Source organism: Streptomyces sp. NPDC055506 (assembly GCF_053643595.1).
This window is the reverse complement of sequence record NZ_JBSHKH010000088.1, coordinates 1-17341: the sequence shown is the minus strand read 5'-3', so window position 1 is coordinate 17341 and position 17341 is coordinate 1. Positions and strand designations below refer to the sequence as shown.

Here is a 17341-nt window from a genome sequence, read left to right as displayed (position 1 = left end):
CTCGGCCTGGGGCCGGTGGGACTCCGGTGGGGCGGCGTGGGGCTGGTTCTGGATCCGTTGCCGCCTCTGCCCGGCGAGGGGCCGGAGCCGGAGCTGCCGCCCCTGTGGTGGGTCGGCGAAGGAGTGGGGCGGGTTCCGGTGCCGGGCCCGTGCTTCGGCCTGGGGCCGGAGGTCCCGGTGGGGGCGGCGGCCGCCGTGGGGCCGGGGGCGGTGGCCCCGCGGCCTGGCCCCGACGGCCGCGCAGGCCCTGGTACCGGACACGTGCCTACCGGCTGGCGCGGACGATCGCGGTCGCCTTCTCGTTGCTGTTGCTCGGTGTCTGCTGGGACCCGGGCGACGAGCCCAGCGAAACGGTCACGGCTCTCCCGACCGGCTCCGCCGAAGCTGCCGCGGACGCCCTGCCCGGCGACGGCGACGGCGACGGCGACTCCGACACGGCCCCGGCCGACGCCTCGGACGCTTCCGCCGGCACCTCCGCCCTGCCCAGCCGCGCCGCCTCCACCCCTCCCCTCCCGGGCAATCCCGCCTCCACCCTTGCCCTGCCAGGCCGCCCCACCGGCTCCCCAACCGCCCCGCCCGGCCCCTCCGGAGCCCCCGGGCCCGGCACCCGTACGCCCCAGACACCCGCATCCCGTACCGCCCCGGCTCAGGGGCCTGGCGCCCAGACCTCCAAGCCCCCCACCGCCGGCCACCCCGCACCGGGCCGGCGACCCGCGACCGGCACCCCCCACCCGAACCGCCCCCCGGCCTCCGCGCGCCCCCAGCCCCCCACGGCCCAACCACCCCGCCGCCCAGCCGGCCCTCACTCCCTGCCCCCCTCCCGCGCCACCCGCCTCCTCATCCCCTACCTCCGCATCGACGCCCCGATCATGTCCCTGGGCCTCGACCGTGAACGCCGGCTCACCGCGCCCCCGGAGGACAACCCGAAACTGGTCGGCTGGTACCAGCACGGCGCCTCGCCCGGCGAGCAGGGCATCGCCGTCGCCGTCGGGCATCTCGACACGGACCGCGGTCCCGCCGTCTTCGCGGGGCTGACGGAGCTGAAGCGCGGCCGGGAGATCAAGGCCCGCCGCGCCGACGGACGGATCGCCGTCTACACGGTCGACGCGATCAAGTCGTACGAGAAGGACCGATTCCCGAACCAGGAGGTGTACGGCGCCCGGGGCCGCCCCGAGCTGCGCCTGATCACCTGCGGCGGCGCCTACGACCGCAGGAAGGGCTACTCCGGGAACGTCGTGGTCTTCGCCCATCTCACCGCCGTCCGCTGACGCCCTGGCCGAATCAGGCCGTCCGCCTTCTCACCAGATGGACCGAAGCCCCCGATCCCGCCCGGTGTCTTCCCCCGGCCGCACACATTCCGTTAACTTCCGTGACCCACAGCCCCGTGCGAACCGCGCGTGGCTTCCGACCCGCGGAGCACCAGCGCCCTGAAGACCCCTCGGGGGCACTCATGACACGCGCCATCTCCCTGCACGACGTGAGCAAGGCCTACACGCGAGGCGCCCGCGTGGTGGACCGGCTGTCGCTGGACATCCCCCCGGGCGAGTTCCTCGTGCTGCTCGGCCCGTCCGGCTGCGGCAAGTCGACCGTGCTCAGAATGATCGCCGGGCTGGAGGAGATCGACGAGGGACGACTACTGCTCGACGGCGTGTACGCCAACGACCTGCCGCCGTCCGGCCGGGACATGGCGATGGTCTTCCAGAACTTCGCGCTCTACCCGAACATGACCAGCCGGGCCAACATCGGCTTCCCGCTGCGCATCGAGGCCCCCGGCACGGACCCCCGCCCACGCGTGGACGCCACCGCCCGCATGCTGGGTATCGAGGACCTCCTCGACCGCCTGCCCGCCCAGCTCTCCGGCGGTGAACGCCAGCGCGTCGCCATGGGCCGGGCCATCGCCCGCCACCCCTCCGCCTTCCTGATGGACGAGCCACTGTCCAACCTCGACGCCAAGCTCCGCACCCACCTGCGCGCCGAGATATCCCAGCTCACCGGGGAGTTGGGCGTCACCACGGTCTACGTCACCCACGACCAGGCCGAGGCCATGTCGCTCGGCGACCGGGTCGCCGTGCTGCGCGGCGGCGTGCTCCAGCAGGTCGACAGCCCGCGTGTGGTGTACGCCCTGCCCAGCAACGTCTTCGTCGCCGCGTTCATCGGCACCCCGCGCATCAACCTCCTGCGCGGCCTGGTGCGTGCCCCGCTGGACGGCGCGATGACCATCAGCCTGGGCAAGCAGTTTCTGCGCCTGCCCGAACCGCTCTCCCTGGACCACCAGTTGCTGCGGGTCCAGCAGGGCCGCGAGGTCATCGTGGGCCTGCGCTCGGAAGCCGTCCGGATCGCCAAGCACTCCTCGGCCCGCCCCGGCGAGGTGCCGATCACCGGCCTGGTCGAGCATGTGGAGTTCCAGGGGCACGAGATCCTCGTCCACTTCAACACCGGCTCGAGCCCCGCCGTCGTCCCCGACCTGGAGGCCCCGCGCCCCCGCCCCGGCCGCCCCGTCCGGCGGCGGCGCCGCGAGGGCTCGGTGCTCACCCGGCTGCGGGAGCGGTCCGCGGCCGGGCGGGCCGGACCCGTCGTCGCCCTGGACCACCCCGAGGCCGCCGCCCCCGCCACCGCCGAAGCCCGCCTGCCCGGGGACCTCATCGTCCGCACCACCCCGGACCTGGCCCTCCGCCACGGCATGCAGGTGCCGCTCCTCGTCGACCTCGCCCACCTCTTCGTCTTCGACCAGAACGGCGACCGCATCTGCCCGCACCCGGCGCGCCTGCCCGACCTGGGGGAGTGAGGAGCCGCACACCCGGGCGGGGCCCGCTCCGTGCTGAGATGACCGGGGTGACCGGGACGTCTGGCGTCAGAAAACTATCGCCGCTAGTTTATGTGCCGGACGACGACGCCCCGCCCCGGAGGAAGCGCGATGAAGGCATACGACGGCATGTACATCGGGGGCGCCTGGCGCCCGGCCGCCGGCCAGGACGTGATCGAGGTCGTGAACCCGGTCGACGAGCAGGTCATCGGCACGGTCCCGGCGGGCACCGCCGAGGACGTGGACACCGCCGTACGGGCCGCCCGCGCCGCCCTCGCGGACTGGGCCGCGACCCCGCCCGCCGAGCGCGCGGCCCGCCTGGCCGCCCTCCGGGACGTGCTCGTGGCCCGCGCCGAGGAGATCGCCGAGACGGTCACGGCCGAACTCGGCTCGCCCCTGAAGTTCTCGCAGGCCGTCCACGCGGGCGTGCCGATCGCGGTCGCGGGCTCCTACGCCGAGCTGGCGGCGACGTACGCCTTCGAGGAGAAGACCGGCAACTCGGTGGTGCACCACGAGCCGGTCGGTGTCGTGGCCGCGATCACGCCCTGGAACTACCCTCTGCACCAGATCGTCGCCAAGGTCGCCCCGGCCCTCGCGGCAGGCTGCACGGTCGTGGTGAAGCCCGCCGAGGACACCCCGCTGGTCGCCCGCCTGTTCGCCGACGCGGTGCACGAGGCCGGGATCCCGGCGGGCGTCTTCAACCTGGTCACCGGCCTCGGCCCGGTCGCCGGCCAGGCCCTCGCCGAACACCCCGGCGTCGACCTGGTCTCCTTCACCGGCTCCACCGCCGTCGGCCGGCGGATCGCCGCGATCGCCGCCGGGGCCGTCAAGAAGGTCGCCCTCGAACTCGGCGGCAAGTCCGCCAACGTCATCCTCCCGAGCGCCGACCTGGCCAAGGCGGTCAACGTCGGGGTCGCCAACGTCATGTCCAACTCCGGGCAGACGTGCAGCGCCTGGACCCGGATGCTGGTCCACCGCGACCGGTACGACGAGGCCGTGGAACTCGCCGCCGAGGCCGCCGCCAAGTACGGCGACCGCATCGGCCCGGTCGTCAACGCCAAGCAGCAGGCCCGGGTGCGCGGCTACATCGAGAAGGGCGTCGCGGAGGGCGCCCGCCTGGTCGCCGGCGGCCCCGAATCCCCGCGCGAGACGGGCTACTTCGTCAGTCCGACCGTCTTCGCCGACGTCACCGAGGACATGACCATCGCCCAGGAGGAGATCTTCGGCCCGGTCCTGTCGATCCTCCCCTACGACGACGAGGAGGACGCCCTGCGCATCGCCAACGGCACGGTCTACGGACTGGCCGGCGCCGTCTGGGCCGGGGACGAGGCCGAGGCCGTGGCCTTCGCGCGCCGGATGGAGACCGGCCAGGTCGACATCAACGGCGGCCGCTTCAACCCCCTCGCGCCCTTCGGCGGTTACAAGCAGTCGGGCGTGGGCCGCGAACTCGGCGTGCACGGCCTGGCCGAGTACCTCCAGACCAAGTCCCTCCAGTTCTAGAACCAGGGGAGTCCCTTCCGCCATGGCTGTCCGCGCCGCCGTTCTGCCCGCCGTCGGATCCCCGCTGGAGATCACCGGCATCGACCTGCCGGACCCCGGACCCGGACAGGTCCGCGTCCGGCTCGCCGCCGCCGGGGTCTGCCACTCCGACCTGTCCCTGTCCGACGGGACCATGCGCGTCCCCGTCCCCGCCGTCCTCGGCCACGAGGGCGCCGGCACGGTCGTCGCCGTCGGCGAGGGCGTCACCCATGTCGCGCCCGGCGACGGGGTCGTCCTCAACTGGGCCCCGTCCTGCGGCGCCTGCCACGCCTGCTCGCTCGGCGAGGTCTGGCTGTGTGCCAACGCCCTGAACGGCGCCGCCGACGTCTACGCCCGCACCACCGAGGGCACCGACCTCCACCCCGGCCTGAACGTTGCCGCGTTCGCCGAGGAGACGGTCGTGTCCGCCGCCTGCGTCCTGCCCGTGCCCCAGGGTGTCCCGCTCACCGACGCGGCCCTCCTCGGCTGCGCCGTCCTCACCGGCTACGGCGCCGTCCACCACTCGGCGCGGGTCCGGGCGGGCGAGACGGTCGCGGTGTTCGGCGCCGGCGGAGTGGGCCTCGCCGCGCTCCAGGCCGCCCGGATCGCGGGCGCCTCGAAGATCGTCGCGGTCGACGTCTCCGCCGGGAAGGAGGAACTGGCCCGGGCGGCCGGCGCCACCGACTACGTCATCGCCTCCGAGAACACCGCCCGCGAGATCCGCGCCCTCACCGGCAAACAGGGCGTCGACGTCGCCGTGGAGTGCGCCGGCCGCGCGGTCACCATCCGCACGGCCTGGGACTCCACCCGGCGCGGCGGCCGCACCACGGTCGTCGGCATCGGCGGCAAGGACCAGCAGGTCACCTTCAACGCCCTGGAGATCTTCCACTGGGGCCGCACCCTCGCCGGCTGCGTCTACGGCAACTCCAACCCGGCCGAGGACCTCCCGGTGCTCGCCGAACACGTCCGGGCCGGCCGCCTCGACCTGAGCGCGCTGGTGACGGAGCGGATCTCCCTGGAGGGCATCCCGGCCGCGTTCGAGAACATGCTGGCGGGCAAGGGCGGCCGGGCGCTGGTCGTCTTCTAGCCCGGTTCCCCGCGCACCCCGGCCTCCGCGCGAGGCCGGGGCCTCAGTCGTGCCCGCACGCGCGGTCGGTGCCAAGTACAGGTAAAAGTCCTGGTGCGCGACCCGTTGACGTCCATACCGTCCGGTCAGTACGTTCCCGGAACCCGAGCCACCCCCCGTTCCGTCCCCGCACCCACCGGAGCGTGCACCGCATGGACACGGCACCTTCCGCTCAGCCCGTCACCACCACCCCGGCCGCCGGCAACCGCCGCCGGGTAGCCACCGCGGCAGCGCTCGCCTCGGCCGTCGAGTGGTACGACTACTTCGTCTTCGGCATCGCCGCCGCCCTCGTCCTCGGCGATCTCTACTTCCCCGCGGGCAGTCCCACCGCCGGCGTCCTGGCCTCGTTCGCCACGTTCGCCGTCGGATTCCTGGCCCGGCCCATCGGCGGCATCGTCGCGGGCCAGCTCGGCGACAAGCGGGGCCGCAAGCCCATGCTGGTCCTCGCGCTCACCCTCATGGGCATCGCCACCACCGGCATCGGCCTGCTCCCGACCTACGAGACGATCGGCGTCGCCGCCCCGATCCTGCTGGTCCTCTTCCGCGTGCTGCAGGGCATCGCCGTAGGCGCCCAGTGGGGCGGCGCGATGCTGATGGCCACCGAGTACGCCCCCGAGGGCAAGCGCGGCATCTACGGCAGCTTCGTCCAGCTCGGCGTCCCCATCGGCGTGGTCACCGCCAACACGGTGTTCCTGCTGGCCGGCGCGTTCACCACCGACTCCGAGTTCGCGGCCTGGGCCTGGCGTGTGCCGTTCCTCGTCGGCCTGTTCGTCCTCGTGCTCGCCTGGTACATCCACACCCGCGTCGAGGAGACTCCCGAATTCCGGGAGGCGGAGAAGAAGCTGGCAGAGATGGAGAAGGGCGAGCAGTCCTCTCCGCTGCGCACGATCCTGCGCGGCCACCTCGGTACGGTGCTCCTCGCCGGCGGTTCCTTCGCCGTGAACACGGCGACCTTCTACATCATCATCACCGGCGTGCTCGACTACACGACCCGCGAACTCGGCATGAAGAAGAGCGCCGTCCTCATGGTCTCGCTGTGCATCAGCCTCACCCAGCTGGTGCTGATCCCGGCTGCCGCCGCGCTCTCCGACAAGTTCGGCCGCATCCGGATCTACGCGATCGGCGCGGCCGGCATCGCGCTGTGGGCCGTGCCGCTGTTCCTGCTCATCGACACCGGCTCACTGTTGTGGCTGGCCGTCGGCACGTTCGTCGCCAGCTGCTTCCTGAGCATCATGTACGGCCCCCAGGCCGCCCTGTTCGCGGAGCTGTTCACGCCCGAGATGCGCTACACCGGCGCCTCCCTCGGCTACCAGATCGCGGCCGTCGCCGGCGGCGGGCTCGCGCCCTTCGTCATGGTGCTGCTGCTGGAGGCGACGGGCACGTCGATGGCCGTGTCCGGCTACATCATCGTGCTCTCGGTGATCGCGCTGGTCTCCATCAAGGTCCTCGCGGACCGTGCCCGTGCGGCGGAACCGGCGGCGGAACCCGCGACCGAGCCGGCGACGGAGGCCGAGTCAGCGGGCTGAGTCCGCTGCCTCCTCGGGCCGGGGCTCCGGAGCCGCTCCCGGAGTCCCGGCCCTCGCCGCCCGCGACCGGGACCGGGACACCGCGACACCCGCCAGGCACAGCACACCGCCGACCAGGGTCAGCAGCCCCGGCACCTCGCCGAGGAACAGCCAGGACATCAGGACGACCAGGGCGGGCGCCGCGTACGTCGTCGCGCCCATCCGGCTCGCGGTCGTCCTCGACAGGGCGTACGCCCAGGTCGTGAAGGCGAGGGCGGTCGGGAAGACGCCCAGGTACACCATGTTGAGCGTCGCGGAGGCCGGAGCGTCGGCGGCCTCCTGGACCAGCTGCCCGGCGAACGGCAGACAGAGCACCGCGCCGACCAGGCACCCGAACGTCGTCACCTGCAACGGACTCGCCGTGCCCAGCGCCGGCTTCTGCGCCACGACACCACCGGCGTACGCGACCGCCGCCAGCAGGCACAGCACCACCCCGAGCACCGAGGACCCACCCTCGCCCGACATCGAGAGACCCACCGTCACCGCGCCGGCGAACGACACCGCCATCCCCGCCAGCAGCCGCGGCGGCATCGGGTCCCCGAGCAGCCGGGCACCGAGCAGCGCGATCAGGATCGGCCCGGTGTTCACGACCAGGGCGGCCGTGCCCGCGTCGACCTGCTGCTCGCCCCAGTTGAGCGCGACCATGTAGAAGCCGAACCACAGCAGCCCCGATATCGCGATCCCGCGCCAGGCCGTGCGCGGCGGCGGTCCCTCCCGCCGCAGCAGGCAGATCACCCCCAGCGTCAGCGCCCCCGCCAGCAGCCGCCCCAGCGCCAGCGCGCCCGGCGAGTACGCGTCACCCGCGCTGCGGATCGAGACGAAGGCGGACGCCCACAGCACGACGGTGACCGCGGCCGCACCGGCGGCCAGCAGTTCCGCCCGGCGGTCGGGACGGGACGGGGAGGTGTTCATCATGCTCCAGAGGCTAGGAGGGGTGGAGGGACGGACGCTCGCGGTTTTCGGACCGGGCGTCGAGGCATGCCGGGCGGTGGTGTGTCCGGGCCGGTCCGGCCGGGATTCGAGGTCAGCGCAGCGCCGCCGGCTCCACGCCCAGCAGGTCGAGGAAGGCCTGTTCACCGGCCGCCGTCACCTTCACGGCCCGTTCGGAGCCGATGCGCACGCACCACCCCGTGTCCAGGGCGTGCCGGCACAGCGCCGCGCCCGCCACGCCCGCGAGATGCGGCCGGCGTTCGGTCCAGTCGAGACAGGCCCGCGCCAGGGGACGTCGGCCACGCCGTTCGAGGCCGATACCGGCCGACGCGAACCACGCCAGGCCCGCGTCGGTGAGCGCGAACCCGGTCTCCTGCTGCAGCAGCCCGCGCGCCGTCAGGGCGTCGGTGACCGCGATGCCGAGCCGGCCGGCGAGATGGTTGTAGCAGGTGCGGCCCCGGGCCATCGCCGAACCCGCGCTCGACTCACGAAGGCTCCGCGGCCGCACGGCGGTGCCCGGTGCGACCTGCGCGGCCAGGTCCTCCAGCAGCTGCGCGACCCGCGCGTCGGCCAGCCGGACGTACCGGTGCCGGCCCTGTCGCTCCTCGGCGAGCAGCCCGCCCGCGACGAGCCGGCTCAGGTGCTCGCTCAGCGTCGAAGCGGCGACACCCGCGTGCCGCGCCAGCTCGCTCGCGGTCCAGGCTCGCCCGTCGAGCAGCGCCAGCAGGCACGCGGCCCGGGTCTCGTCCGCGAACAGCCCTGCGAGCCGTGCCAGGCTCGTGGCCCGCGGGTCCCTCGTCGTCATGGCCCCAGCATGGGACATGGACCGTTCGGCCGCCGCCGAAGTGTCCCTACGCGGTCCGCCGCACCTGCTCGTACTGGCGTGCCAGCCCGTCCAGCAGGGCAGTCAGCCCCGTCTCGAAGGCCCGCTCGTCGATCTTCTCCTGCTGCTCGGCGAGCAGATGGGCCTGCTGGAGATGCGGGTAGTCGGCGGGGTCGTAGGCGCTCGCGTCGTCCACGAAGCCCCCGGCGAAGGAGCCGAGCGCGGAGCCCATCACGAAGTACCGCATCAGCGCGCCGATGGACGTGGCCTGCGCCGGCGGCCAGCCCGCGGCGACCATCGCGCCGTAGACGGCGTCCGCGAGGCGCAGGCCCGCCGGGCGGCGGCCGGGGCCGCGTGCCAGCACCGGGACGATGTTCGGGTGGTCGCGCAGCGCGGCCCGGTAGGAGACGGCCCAGTCGTGCAGCGCGGTCCGCCAGTCGCGGCCGTCCTCGAACATCGTCAGGTCCACCTGGCCGCTCACCGAGTCGGCGACCGCCTCCAGGATCTCGTCCTTGGTGCGGAAGTGGTTGTACAGCGAGGGCCCGCTGACGCCCAGTTCGGCGGCGAGCCGACGGGTGGAGACGGCCGCGAGGCCCTCCGCGTCCACGAGCACACGAGCGGTCTCGATGATCCGGTCGGTGCTGAGCAAGGGCTTGCGCGGTCGGGCCATGGCGCACATAGTAGGGCTGCGACTGGAAACTAGCAGTGCTAATTTAAATGTACGGTTTTCAAGTGGGGTGACTCGTGGTGAACCTGGAGCTCAGCGAGGAGCAGAGTGCGGTCCGGCAGCTCGCGCGGGACTTCGTGGAGCGTGAGATCACCCCGAACGTCATCGCCTGGGACCGCGCCGAGGAAGTCGACCGCGCGATCGTCAAGAAGCTCGGAGAGGTCGGCTTCCTGGGCCTGACCATCGACGAGGAGTACGGCGGCTCCGGCGGCGACCACCTCGCGTACTGCCTGGTCACGGAGGAGCTCGGCCGGGGCGACTCGTCGGTGCGCGGCATCGTCTCCGTGTCGCTGGGGCTGGTCGCCAAGACCGTCGCCGCCTGGGGGAGTGAGGAGCAGAAGCGGCAGTGGCTGCCCGGGCTCACCTCCGGCGAGTCGGTCGGCTGCTTCGGCCTCACCGAGCCGGGCACCGGCTCGGACGCCGGCAACCTCGCCACCCGGGCGGTCCGGGACGGCGACGACTACGTCATCAGCGGCACCAAGATGTTCATCACCAACGGCACCTGGGCCGACGTCGTCCTGCTCTTCGCCCGCTCCACGGACGCCCCCGGCCACAAGTGCGTCTCCGCCTTCCTCGTCCCCACCGGCACACCCGGCCTGACGCGCCGCACGATCCACGGGAAGCTGGGGCTGCGCGGCCAGGCCACGGCCGAGCTGGTGCTGGACGACGTGCGCGTGCCCGCCTCGGCGCTGCTGGGGGAGGAGGGCAAGGGCTTCTCGGTCGCCATGTCCGCCCTCGCCAAGGGCCGGATGTCGGTCGCCGCGGGCTGTGTCGGCATAGCCCAGGCCGCGCTGGACGCGGCGGTGCGGTACGCGGGCGAGCGCGAGCAGTTCGGGAAGCCCATCGCCCGGCACCAGCTCGTCCAGGAGCTGATCAGCGACATCGCCGTGGACGTCGACGCCGCCCGGCTGCTGACCTGGCGGGTCGCCGATCTGATCGACCGGGGGCAACCGTTCGCCGTCGAGTCGTCCAAGGCCAAGCTGTTCGCCTCGGAGGCGGCGGTCCGCGCCGCGAACAACGCGCTCCAGGTCTTCGGCGGATACGGCTACATCGACGAGTACCCGGCGGGCAAGCTGTTGCGGGACGCCCGTGTGATGACCCTCTACGAGGGCACCAGCCAGATCCAGAAGCTGGTCATCGGGCGTGCGCTGACGGGGGTTTCGGCGTTCTGAGTACCTTCTGAGTACATCGGCGGATGTGGCGCGGGCCACTTCCGCCGAAGCTTGCCCCCATGAGTGACACACCGGGTAAGCAGAACACCGCGGCCTTCTACGGCCAGGCCGTAGCCTCCTTCGCCGTCGCCATGGCGGCCACCGCCATCGGCATCTACCAGCTCAGCGCCGACGCCTGGGTCCGGGGCTTCCTCGCCATCGCCGTCCTGTACCTGGTCACCTCCGCCTTCACCCTGGCCAAGGTGATCCGGGACCGGCAGGAGGGGGCGGCGGCGCCCGCCTACACCCCCTTCGAGAAGCACTGACCGGCCGCACTAAGCGCCCGCTCACCTTCAACGGTATGGTGGTGGACCTGCCAGTGGAGAGGGGCACGTGATGAGTACGGCGGAGGAGACGGCCGGCGGCGAGGCGCAGGCGTGGGGCGAGGTCACGCCCGACGCGGCGCGACGGCTGCTGATCGCCGCGGTGGAGGCCTTCGCCGAGCGCGGGTACCACGCCACGACGACCCGTGACATCGCGGGTCGCGCCGGGATGAGTCCCGCCGCGCTCTACATCCACTACAAGACCAAGGAAGAGCTGCTGCACCGCATCAGCAGCATCGGGCACGCGAAGGCCCTGGAGATCCTGCGGACGGCGGCCCGGCGCGAGGGCAGCGCCCGTGAGCGCCTGGCCGACGCGGTCAGCTCCTTCGTCCGCTGGCACGCCGGGGGGCGCACCACGGCCCGGGTCGTCCAGTACGAGCTGGACTCGCTCGGCCCTGACGCCCGGGCCGAGATCCTCGCGCTGCGCCGGCAGTGTGACGACGAGGTGCACCGGGTCATCGAGGACGGCGTGGCGTCGGGCGAGTTCGACGTGCTCGACGTCAAGGGGACCACCCTCGCGGTGCTCTCCCTCTGCATCGACGTGGCCCGCTGGTTCAACGTCGACGGGCCGTGGACGCCGGACGAGGTCGGCGCGCTGTACGCCGACCTCGTGCTGCGGATGGTCGGAGCCGGGGAGCCGGCCCCGGCTCAGAAGTAGTAGCGCGCCACGGACTCGGCGACGCAGACGGGCTTGTCGCCGCCCTCGCGCTCCAGGGTGAAGGCGACGGTGACCTGGACACCGCCGGTCACCTCCTCGACGCCGGTGATCGAGGCGGTGGCGCGCAGCCGGGAGCCGACCGGTACGGGCGCGGGGAAACGCACCTTGTTCGTCCCGTAGTTGACGCCCATCTTCACGCCCTCGACGGCGATCAGCTGCGGCCCGAAGAGGGGGAGCAGCGACAGGGTCAGATAGCCGTGCGCGATGGTCGTGCCGAAGGGCCCCGCGGCGGCCTTCTCGGGGTCGATGTGGATCCACTGGTGGTCACCGGTGGCGTCCGCGAAGAGGTCGATCCGCTTCTGGTCGATGTCGAGCCAGTCGGTGTACCCCAGCTGCTCGCCCACCGCCGACTTCAGGTCGTCGACGGACGTGAAGATCCTCGGCTGTGCCATGTCCCGGCCTCTCGCATGTCAGGGATGCTGTTTCTCTAAGCGACTGCTTAGCATGGTCGGCGCCGGGGGGTCGTGTCAACGGACTGGGTAGGGTTCGATGGGTGCCCCAGATTCCAGAGAAGATCCATGAGCTCACGGTCGGCCAGCTCGCGGCGCGCAGTGGCGCGGCCGTCTCCGCGCTGCACTTCTACGAGTCCAAGGGCCTGATCGGCAGTCGCCGGACCTCCGGCAACCAACGCCGCTACTCACGTGACACGCTCCGCCGGGTCGCCTTCATCCGGGCCGCGCAGCGGGTCGGCATCCCGCTGGCCACGATCCGCGAGGCGCTGGCGGAACTCCCCGAGGAGCGGACGCCGACGAAGGAGGACTGGGCGCATCTCTCGGAAGCCTGGCGCTCCGAACTGGACGAACGCATCAAGCAGCTCAACCGCCTTCGAGACCACCTCACCGACTGCATCGGCTGCGGCTGCCTCTCCCTCGACGGCTGCGTCCTCTCCAACCCGGACGACGCCTTCGGCGAACGCCGCACGGGCTCCCGCCTACTGGTGGACAAGAACCGCGGCTAGCTTCGCCGTAGCCGCGTAGCTGCGGGCATGCGTGCCGCTGGGGGCGGCACGGGTGGGCGCAGCGGCACCCCGCTACGCCGGGTCGCGGACCCACCCGCCTTCAGCATCAACGCCGAGTACATGCCGCCTGACCAATCGCGTACTCACCCAACCCCGCCAAAACCAACTCCGCATTGGACCCGGCCCGCCTCCCATCCGGCAGCACCAGCACATCCTCCAGCCCGACCCGCGTGGCCACCCCCAACCGCCCCGCGAGCCGCAGCACCGGCCACGCACCCCCGTCCTCCCCGTGCAACAACACAGGACGGCCATGGGCGGATCCGATGTCGGACAGCAACACCCGCGCTGCTGACACGGCACCCTCAGGGTCCGTGTCCGTCACCTCCGCCAAGACCCGCAACACCTTCGGCCCGAGCCGGGAGGCTGCAAACCGCTCCGCCCCATCCGTCCCCGACCAGATCCCGGCCTCCACCCCCACCCCGAGATCGAGCAGCGCGGCGGCCACCTCCTCGGCCCCCGGCTCATGCCAGTTGACCGACGCGTGATCCGGCAGCACGGTCCAGCCCCGGACCCGGTCCAGCCTCGCGGCGGCGTCCGGCTCCGCCCACGCCCCCGTCGTCACACCGACCGGCACCGACACCGGCACCCGCGCCCGGATCGCCTCCAGCGTCACCGCGAGCACGCGCGGCGACAGCGTGTCCCGCCCGCACGGCGTCTTGGGATGGACATGGATGTCCGTGGCCCCGGCCGCGACGGCCTCCGCCGCGGACTCGGCCATCGCCTCGGGCGACAGCGGCACCGCCGCACCGTCGGCTGCTCCCCGCGTCCCGTTCAGACACACCTGCACCATGTCCCGATGGTGCCAGTCACCACTGACAGCCGCCCCCGGCGGCGACAGTGGGGGTGCGGCATCCCCGGCGCACCCCCCGCGCACCCGCGTTCGTCAAGCCGACATCAACAGTGGCCGCGCCCGCCTGGCGTACGCCAGGGACTCAGGCGTGAGCACGGGGCGCGGTACCAGGATTCCGCAGTCCGTGCAGACCGGACCCGCCGATGGTTCGTGGTCCAGGTCGTACTTCCAGGCGAGTTGCTCCCCGCCGCACACCGGGCACGCCGAGCCCGGCTCGCGCTCCAGCGCGGCGATCAGCCGGCGCAGCACCTCGGCCAGCGGTTCACGGGGATGGACCGCCGGATCGTCGCACCACGCCACGCCGAAACCGCCCCAGGTCAGCCGGTGCCAGTCGTCCACGCTGCCCGGCCGGCGCAGTCCGTCGTGCTTCTCCTTCTTGCGGCGCTCGGCGAACTCGACCTCGTAGGCCAGCCAGACCGCCCGCGCCTCCTCCAGTTCGTCCAGTGCGGCCACGAGCCGCACTGGATCGGGGGACCGGTCCTCGGGACCGAATCCCGCCCGGGCGCACAAATGGTCCCAGGTCGCCCTGTGCCCGTAAGGGGCGAACCTCTCAAGGCACTTGCGCAGCGAATAGCGTCGCAAGGCCAGATCGCACCGCGGATCGCGGACCTGTCTCGCCAGACTCCGGAAACCGGCCATCGTCCTGCACCTCCGTCACACCTGCACCTGTAATCCGGTCACTTCGGCGTCGTCGTACGGACGTCGCCGAATAGACGTATCGACAAGCGAATCGGCTCCATCCGATTTCAAATGCCCTCCATAAGCCGTCCTAAGAGGCTCGCGAGTCGACTGCCGTGGTCCGTGTGCCTGTTGTGCTGACTCCAAGAAGTGACGCTTGTTCATCTTCAAACGCGGGGCTACCGGCGGTAACATCCGGCCACCCCCTCGGGAGGAGCCCCCATGCCACGGCGTACCCCACGCACCGTTCTCGGCAGAATGAGAACTCCCCGGGGATTCCCCGGGTTCCTGAAGACCGCTTCCGTATGCACCCTGATCGCAGGTCTTTTGTCGCCGCTCGCCCCGGCCGCCGCCGCGGAAACACCGACAGCGCAGGCCGCGGCCGCGGTGAACGACCACTGCGGCAACCAGTGTTCGGACATTCTCCCGCCCGGCCAGAACGGCAACGCCACCCTCGCCCAGATCCTGCTCAACCAGGCCTTCGGCACCCAGCCCGAGCACGCCGAGGACCAGCTCGGGCCCTACGCGAATCTCGCCAAGGGCTACACCGGCCTCACCAACGACAAGATCAACAACTTCTTCAACGACGCGTCCTTCGGGGTCCCGGCGGACCAGGTCGCCTCCACGGTCAAGCCGGCCGGGCGCGGCGACGTGACGATCGTCCGTGACAAGAAGACGGGTGTGCCGCACATCACCGGCACCACTCGGTACGGCACCGAGTTCGGGGCCGGCTACGCGGCCGCCCAGGACCGGCTGTGGCTGATGGACGTCTTCCGGCACGTCGGGCGCGGTCAGCTGACCTCCTTCGCCGGCGGCGCGCCCTCCAACCAGGGCCTGGAACAGCAGTTCTGGCGGCACGCCCCGTACACCGAGGCCGATCTCCAGGCGCAGATCGACAACGCCGTCGCCACCAACGGCGAGCGCGGCAAGCAGGCCCTCGCCGACGCCACGGCCTATCTCGACGGCATCAACTCCTACATCGACGCCTCGGACAGTGGCCGCTACTTCCCGGGCGAGTACGTCCTCACCGGGCACAAGGACTCCGTCACCAACGCCGGGAAGATCGAGCACTTCAAGATCACCGACCTCGTCGCACTGGGCTCGGTCATCGGCGCGCTGTTCGGTTCCGGCGGGGGCGGCGAGGTCAACAACGCGCTCTCGCTGCTCGCCGCCCAGGAGAAGTACGGCGTGGCGGAGGGCACCAAGGTGTGGGAGTCCTTCCGCGAGCGCAACGACCCGGAGGCCGTCCTCACCGTCCACGACGGCAGCTTCCCGTACGCGACCAAGCCCGACGCCCCGCAGGGCACCGCCCTGCCCGACGCCGGTTCCGTGGAGCCCGAGCCGCTCGTCCACGACCGCACCGGCAGCGCCACGACCCCCAGTGCCACCGGCGCGTCCGGCGAGGCGGCCAGGACGGCCCTGTCGTCCGCCAAGCGCGGCATGTCCAACGCCCTCGTGGTCGGCGGCGAGCACACGGCCAGCGGCCACCCCGTCGCCGTGTTCGGGCCGCAGACCGGCTACTTCGCCCCCCAACTGCTGCTGCTCCAGGAGATCCAGGGCCCGGGCATCAGCGCCCGCGGCGCCTCCTTCGCGGGCCTGAGCATGTACGTCGAACTCGGCCGGGGCCAGGACTACGCGTGGAGCGCCACGACCTCCGGCCAGGACATCATCGACACCTACGCCGTCGAACTGTGCCAGGACGACTACCACTACCTGTACCGCGGCACCTGCACGCCGATGGAGAAGGTCGAGCAGAAGAACGCCTGGAAGCCGACCACGGCCGACGGCACCGCGGCCGGCTCCTACACGATGCGCGTCTGGCGCACGAAGTACGGCCCCGTCGAGTACCGCGCGACGGTCGGCGGCAAGAAGGTCGCCTACACCTCGCTGCGCTCGTCGTTCCTGCACGAGGCCGACTCCATCATCGGCTTCCAGATGCTGAACGACCCCGACTACGTCAAGGGCCCGGAGTCCTTCCAGAAGGCGGTGCAGCACATCAACTACACCTTCAACTGGTTCTACGCCGACTCCGAGCACACCGCGTACTACAACAGCGGCGACAACCCGGTGCGCGCGAACGGCGTCGACGCCGAGTTCCCGGCGTGGGCGCGGCCGGCGTACGAGTGGCGGGGCTGGGACCCGGCGACCAACACGGCCGACTACACCCCGCCCTCCGCCCACCCCAACTCGATCGACCAGGACTACTACATCTCCTGGAACAACAAGCAGGCCAAGGACTACACGACGGCTCCCTGGGGCAACGGCTCCGTGCACCGCGGCAACCTCCTGGAGGACCGGGTGAAGAAGCTGGTCCGGCAGGGCGGTGTGACCCGGGCCGCGCTGGTCAAGGCCATGGCCGACGCGGCAACGGCCGACCTGAGGGCGGAGGACGTCCTGCCGAAGCTGCTGAAGGTCGTCAACAGTTCACCGGTCACAGACCCCGCCGCGGCCGCCGCCGTGAGCAAGCTCCAGGCCTGGGTCGCGGCCGGCGGCAAGCGCACGGAGACCTCGGCCGGCTCCAAGAAGTACGCCGACGCCGAGGCGATCCGCATCCTGGACGCCTGGTGGCCGCTGCTGGTCAAGGCAGAGTTCGAACCGGGCCTCGGCAGTGAGCTCTACGCCGCCATGACCGCGAACCTGCCCGTCGACGAGTCCCCGTCGGCCGCCCACGGCCCGACCGGATCGCACGCCGGAAGCTCCTTCCAGTACGGCTGGTGGAGCTATGTCGACAAGGACATCCGGGGGGTGCTCGGCGAGCAGGTGCGGGGTCCGCTCGCCAGGAAGTACTGCGGCGACGGCAGCCTCGGTGCCTGCCGTGACACGCTGATCAGCACATTGAAGGAGGCGGCCGGCAAGACCGCCGCCCAGGTCTACCCCGGCGACGACCAGTGCTCGGCGGGCGACCAGTGGTGCGCCGACTCGGTCATCCACCGCACCCTGGGCGGCATTAAGCACGGCAAGATCAGCTGGCAGAACCGGCCGACCTACCAGCAGGTCGTGGAGTTCACCTCGCACCGGTGACGCCAGGGTTTCTGGTGCTGACGGCGGGTC

The 17341-nt window shown here is 72.0% G+C and carries 16 protein-coding genes; 10 read left to right on the top strand and 6 right to left on the bottom strand.

The genetic code is table 11. From position 1 onward, the window contains the following. Positions 1 to 302: 302 nt before the first annotated feature. From ACWIF2_RS27765 to ACWIF2_RS27745, 5 genes are all read left to right on the top strand, one after another. The gene (locus ACWIF2_RS27765; RefSeq protein WP_454363496.1) at positions 303 to 1268 is read left to right on the top strand and encodes a class F sortase; all 966 of its coding nucleotides are present in this window, start codon (positions 303 to 305) and stop codon (positions 1266 to 1268) included. Between the two features lie 182 nt (positions 1269 to 1450). Then, positions 1451 to 2785, top strand: coding sequence for an ABC transporter ATP-binding protein (locus ACWIF2_RS27760; RefSeq protein WP_454363494.1), 1335 nt, complete (start codon positions 1451 to 1453; stop codon positions 2783 to 2785). A 129-nt stretch (positions 2786 to 2914) separates the two neighbouring features. Then, a complete protein-coding gene (locus ACWIF2_RS27755) occupies positions 2915 to 4303 on the top strand; it encodes an aldehyde dehydrogenase family protein (protein WP_454363492.1) in 1389 nt (462 codons plus the stop codon). Between the two features lie 22 nt (positions 4304 to 4325). Further along, positions 4326 to 5408: a Zn-dependent alcohol dehydrogenase gene (locus ACWIF2_RS27750; protein ID WP_454363490.1), complete on the top strand. Its 1083-nt coding sequence runs from the start codon at positions 4326 to 4328 to the stop codon at positions 5406 to 5408. Between the two features lie 191 nt (positions 5409 to 5599). After that, on the top strand, positions 5600 to 6973 hold the full coding sequence (locus ACWIF2_RS27745; protein ID WP_454363488.1) for an MFS transporter: 1374 nt from the start codon (positions 5600 to 5602) through the stop codon (positions 6971 to 6973). On the opposite strand, the gene ACWIF2_RS27740 is transcribed toward ACWIF2_RS27745, so the two are convergent. The 3 genes from ACWIF2_RS27740 to ACWIF2_RS27730 all read right to left on the bottom strand — a co-directional run bounded on the left by ACWIF2_RS27740 (position 6962) and on the right by ACWIF2_RS27730 (position 9444). Beyond that, positions 6962 to 7924: a DMT family transporter gene (locus tag ACWIF2_RS27740; protein ID WP_454363525.1), complete on the bottom strand. Its 963-nt coding sequence runs from the start codon at positions 7922 to 7924 to the stop codon at positions 6962 to 6964. The genes ACWIF2_RS27745 and ACWIF2_RS27740 overlap by 12 nt on opposite strands. Positions 7925 to 8036: 112 nt before the next feature. Further along, entirely contained in the window at positions 8037 to 8747 is a 711-nt protein-coding gene (locus tag ACWIF2_RS27735; protein ID WP_454363486.1) for an ArsR/SmtB family transcription factor, read from the bottom strand. A 46-nt stretch (positions 8748 to 8793) separates the two neighbouring features. Next, a complete protein-coding gene (locus tag ACWIF2_RS27730; protein ID WP_454363484.1) occupies positions 8794 to 9444 on the bottom strand; it encodes a TetR/AcrR family transcriptional regulator in 651 nt (216 codons plus the stop codon). Positions 9445 to 9512: 68 nt separating this feature from the next. Between ACWIF2_RS27730 and ACWIF2_RS27725 the strand changes: the two genes are divergently transcribed. From ACWIF2_RS27725 to ACWIF2_RS27715, 3 genes are all read left to right on the top strand, one after another. Beyond that, positions 9513 to 10664, top strand: a complete 1152-nt coding sequence (locus ACWIF2_RS27725) for an acyl-CoA dehydrogenase family protein (protein WP_454363482.1) — start codon at positions 9513 to 9515, stop codon at positions 10662 to 10664. Positions 10665 to 10723: 59 nt separating this feature from the next. Further along, positions 10724 to 10969 carry a YiaA/YiaB family inner membrane protein gene (locus ACWIF2_RS27720; RefSeq protein ID WP_382497933.1) on the top strand — a complete coding sequence of 82 codons (246 nt, stop codon included), beginning with the start codon at positions 10724 to 10726 and terminating at the stop codon, positions 10967 to 10969. 70 nt (positions 10970 to 11039) lie between these two features. Further along, complete coding sequence (locus ACWIF2_RS27715) at positions 11040 to 11684, top strand: TetR family transcriptional regulator (protein WP_454363480.1); 645 nt, start codon at positions 11040 to 11042, stop codon at positions 11682 to 11684. Here ACWIF2_RS27715 and ACWIF2_RS27710 read toward each other — a convergent pair. Further along, positions 11675 to 12136, bottom strand: a complete 462-nt coding sequence (locus ACWIF2_RS27710; RefSeq protein WP_454363478.1) for a MaoC family dehydratase — start codon at positions 12134 to 12136, stop codon at positions 11675 to 11677. The two genes, ACWIF2_RS27715 and ACWIF2_RS27710, sit on opposite strands and share 10 nt — an antisense overlap. A 101-nt stretch (positions 12137 to 12237) precedes the next feature. Here ACWIF2_RS27710 and soxR point away from each other — a divergent pair, with 101 nt between their 5' ends. Further along, positions 12238 to 12702, top strand: a complete 465-nt coding sequence (gene soxR / locus ACWIF2_RS27705) for a redox-sensitive transcriptional activator SoxR (RefSeq protein WP_454363476.1) — start codon at positions 12238 to 12240, stop codon at positions 12700 to 12702. A 106-nt stretch (positions 12703 to 12808) separates the two neighbouring features. On the opposite strand, the gene ACWIF2_RS27700 is transcribed toward soxR, so the two are convergent. Both ACWIF2_RS27700 and ACWIF2_RS27695 read right to left on the bottom strand, forming a co-directional pair. Then, complete coding sequence (locus ACWIF2_RS27700) at positions 12809 to 13552, bottom strand: 3-keto-5-aminohexanoate cleavage protein (protein ID WP_454363474.1); 744 nt, start codon at positions 13550 to 13552, stop codon at positions 12809 to 12811. A gap of 93 nt (positions 13553 to 13645) precedes the next feature. Next, a complete protein-coding gene (locus tag ACWIF2_RS27695) occupies positions 13646 to 14251 on the bottom strand; it encodes a hypothetical protein (RefSeq protein WP_382589857.1) in 606 nt (201 codons plus the stop codon). Between the two features lie 261 nt (positions 14252 to 14512). On the opposite strand from ACWIF2_RS27695, the gene ACWIF2_RS27690 reads away from it, so the two are divergent. Then, entirely contained in the window at positions 14513 to 17311 is a 2799-nt protein-coding gene (locus ACWIF2_RS27690) for a penicillin acylase family protein (protein ID WP_454363471.1), read from the top strand. Positions 17312 to 17341 lie beyond the last annotated feature (30 nt).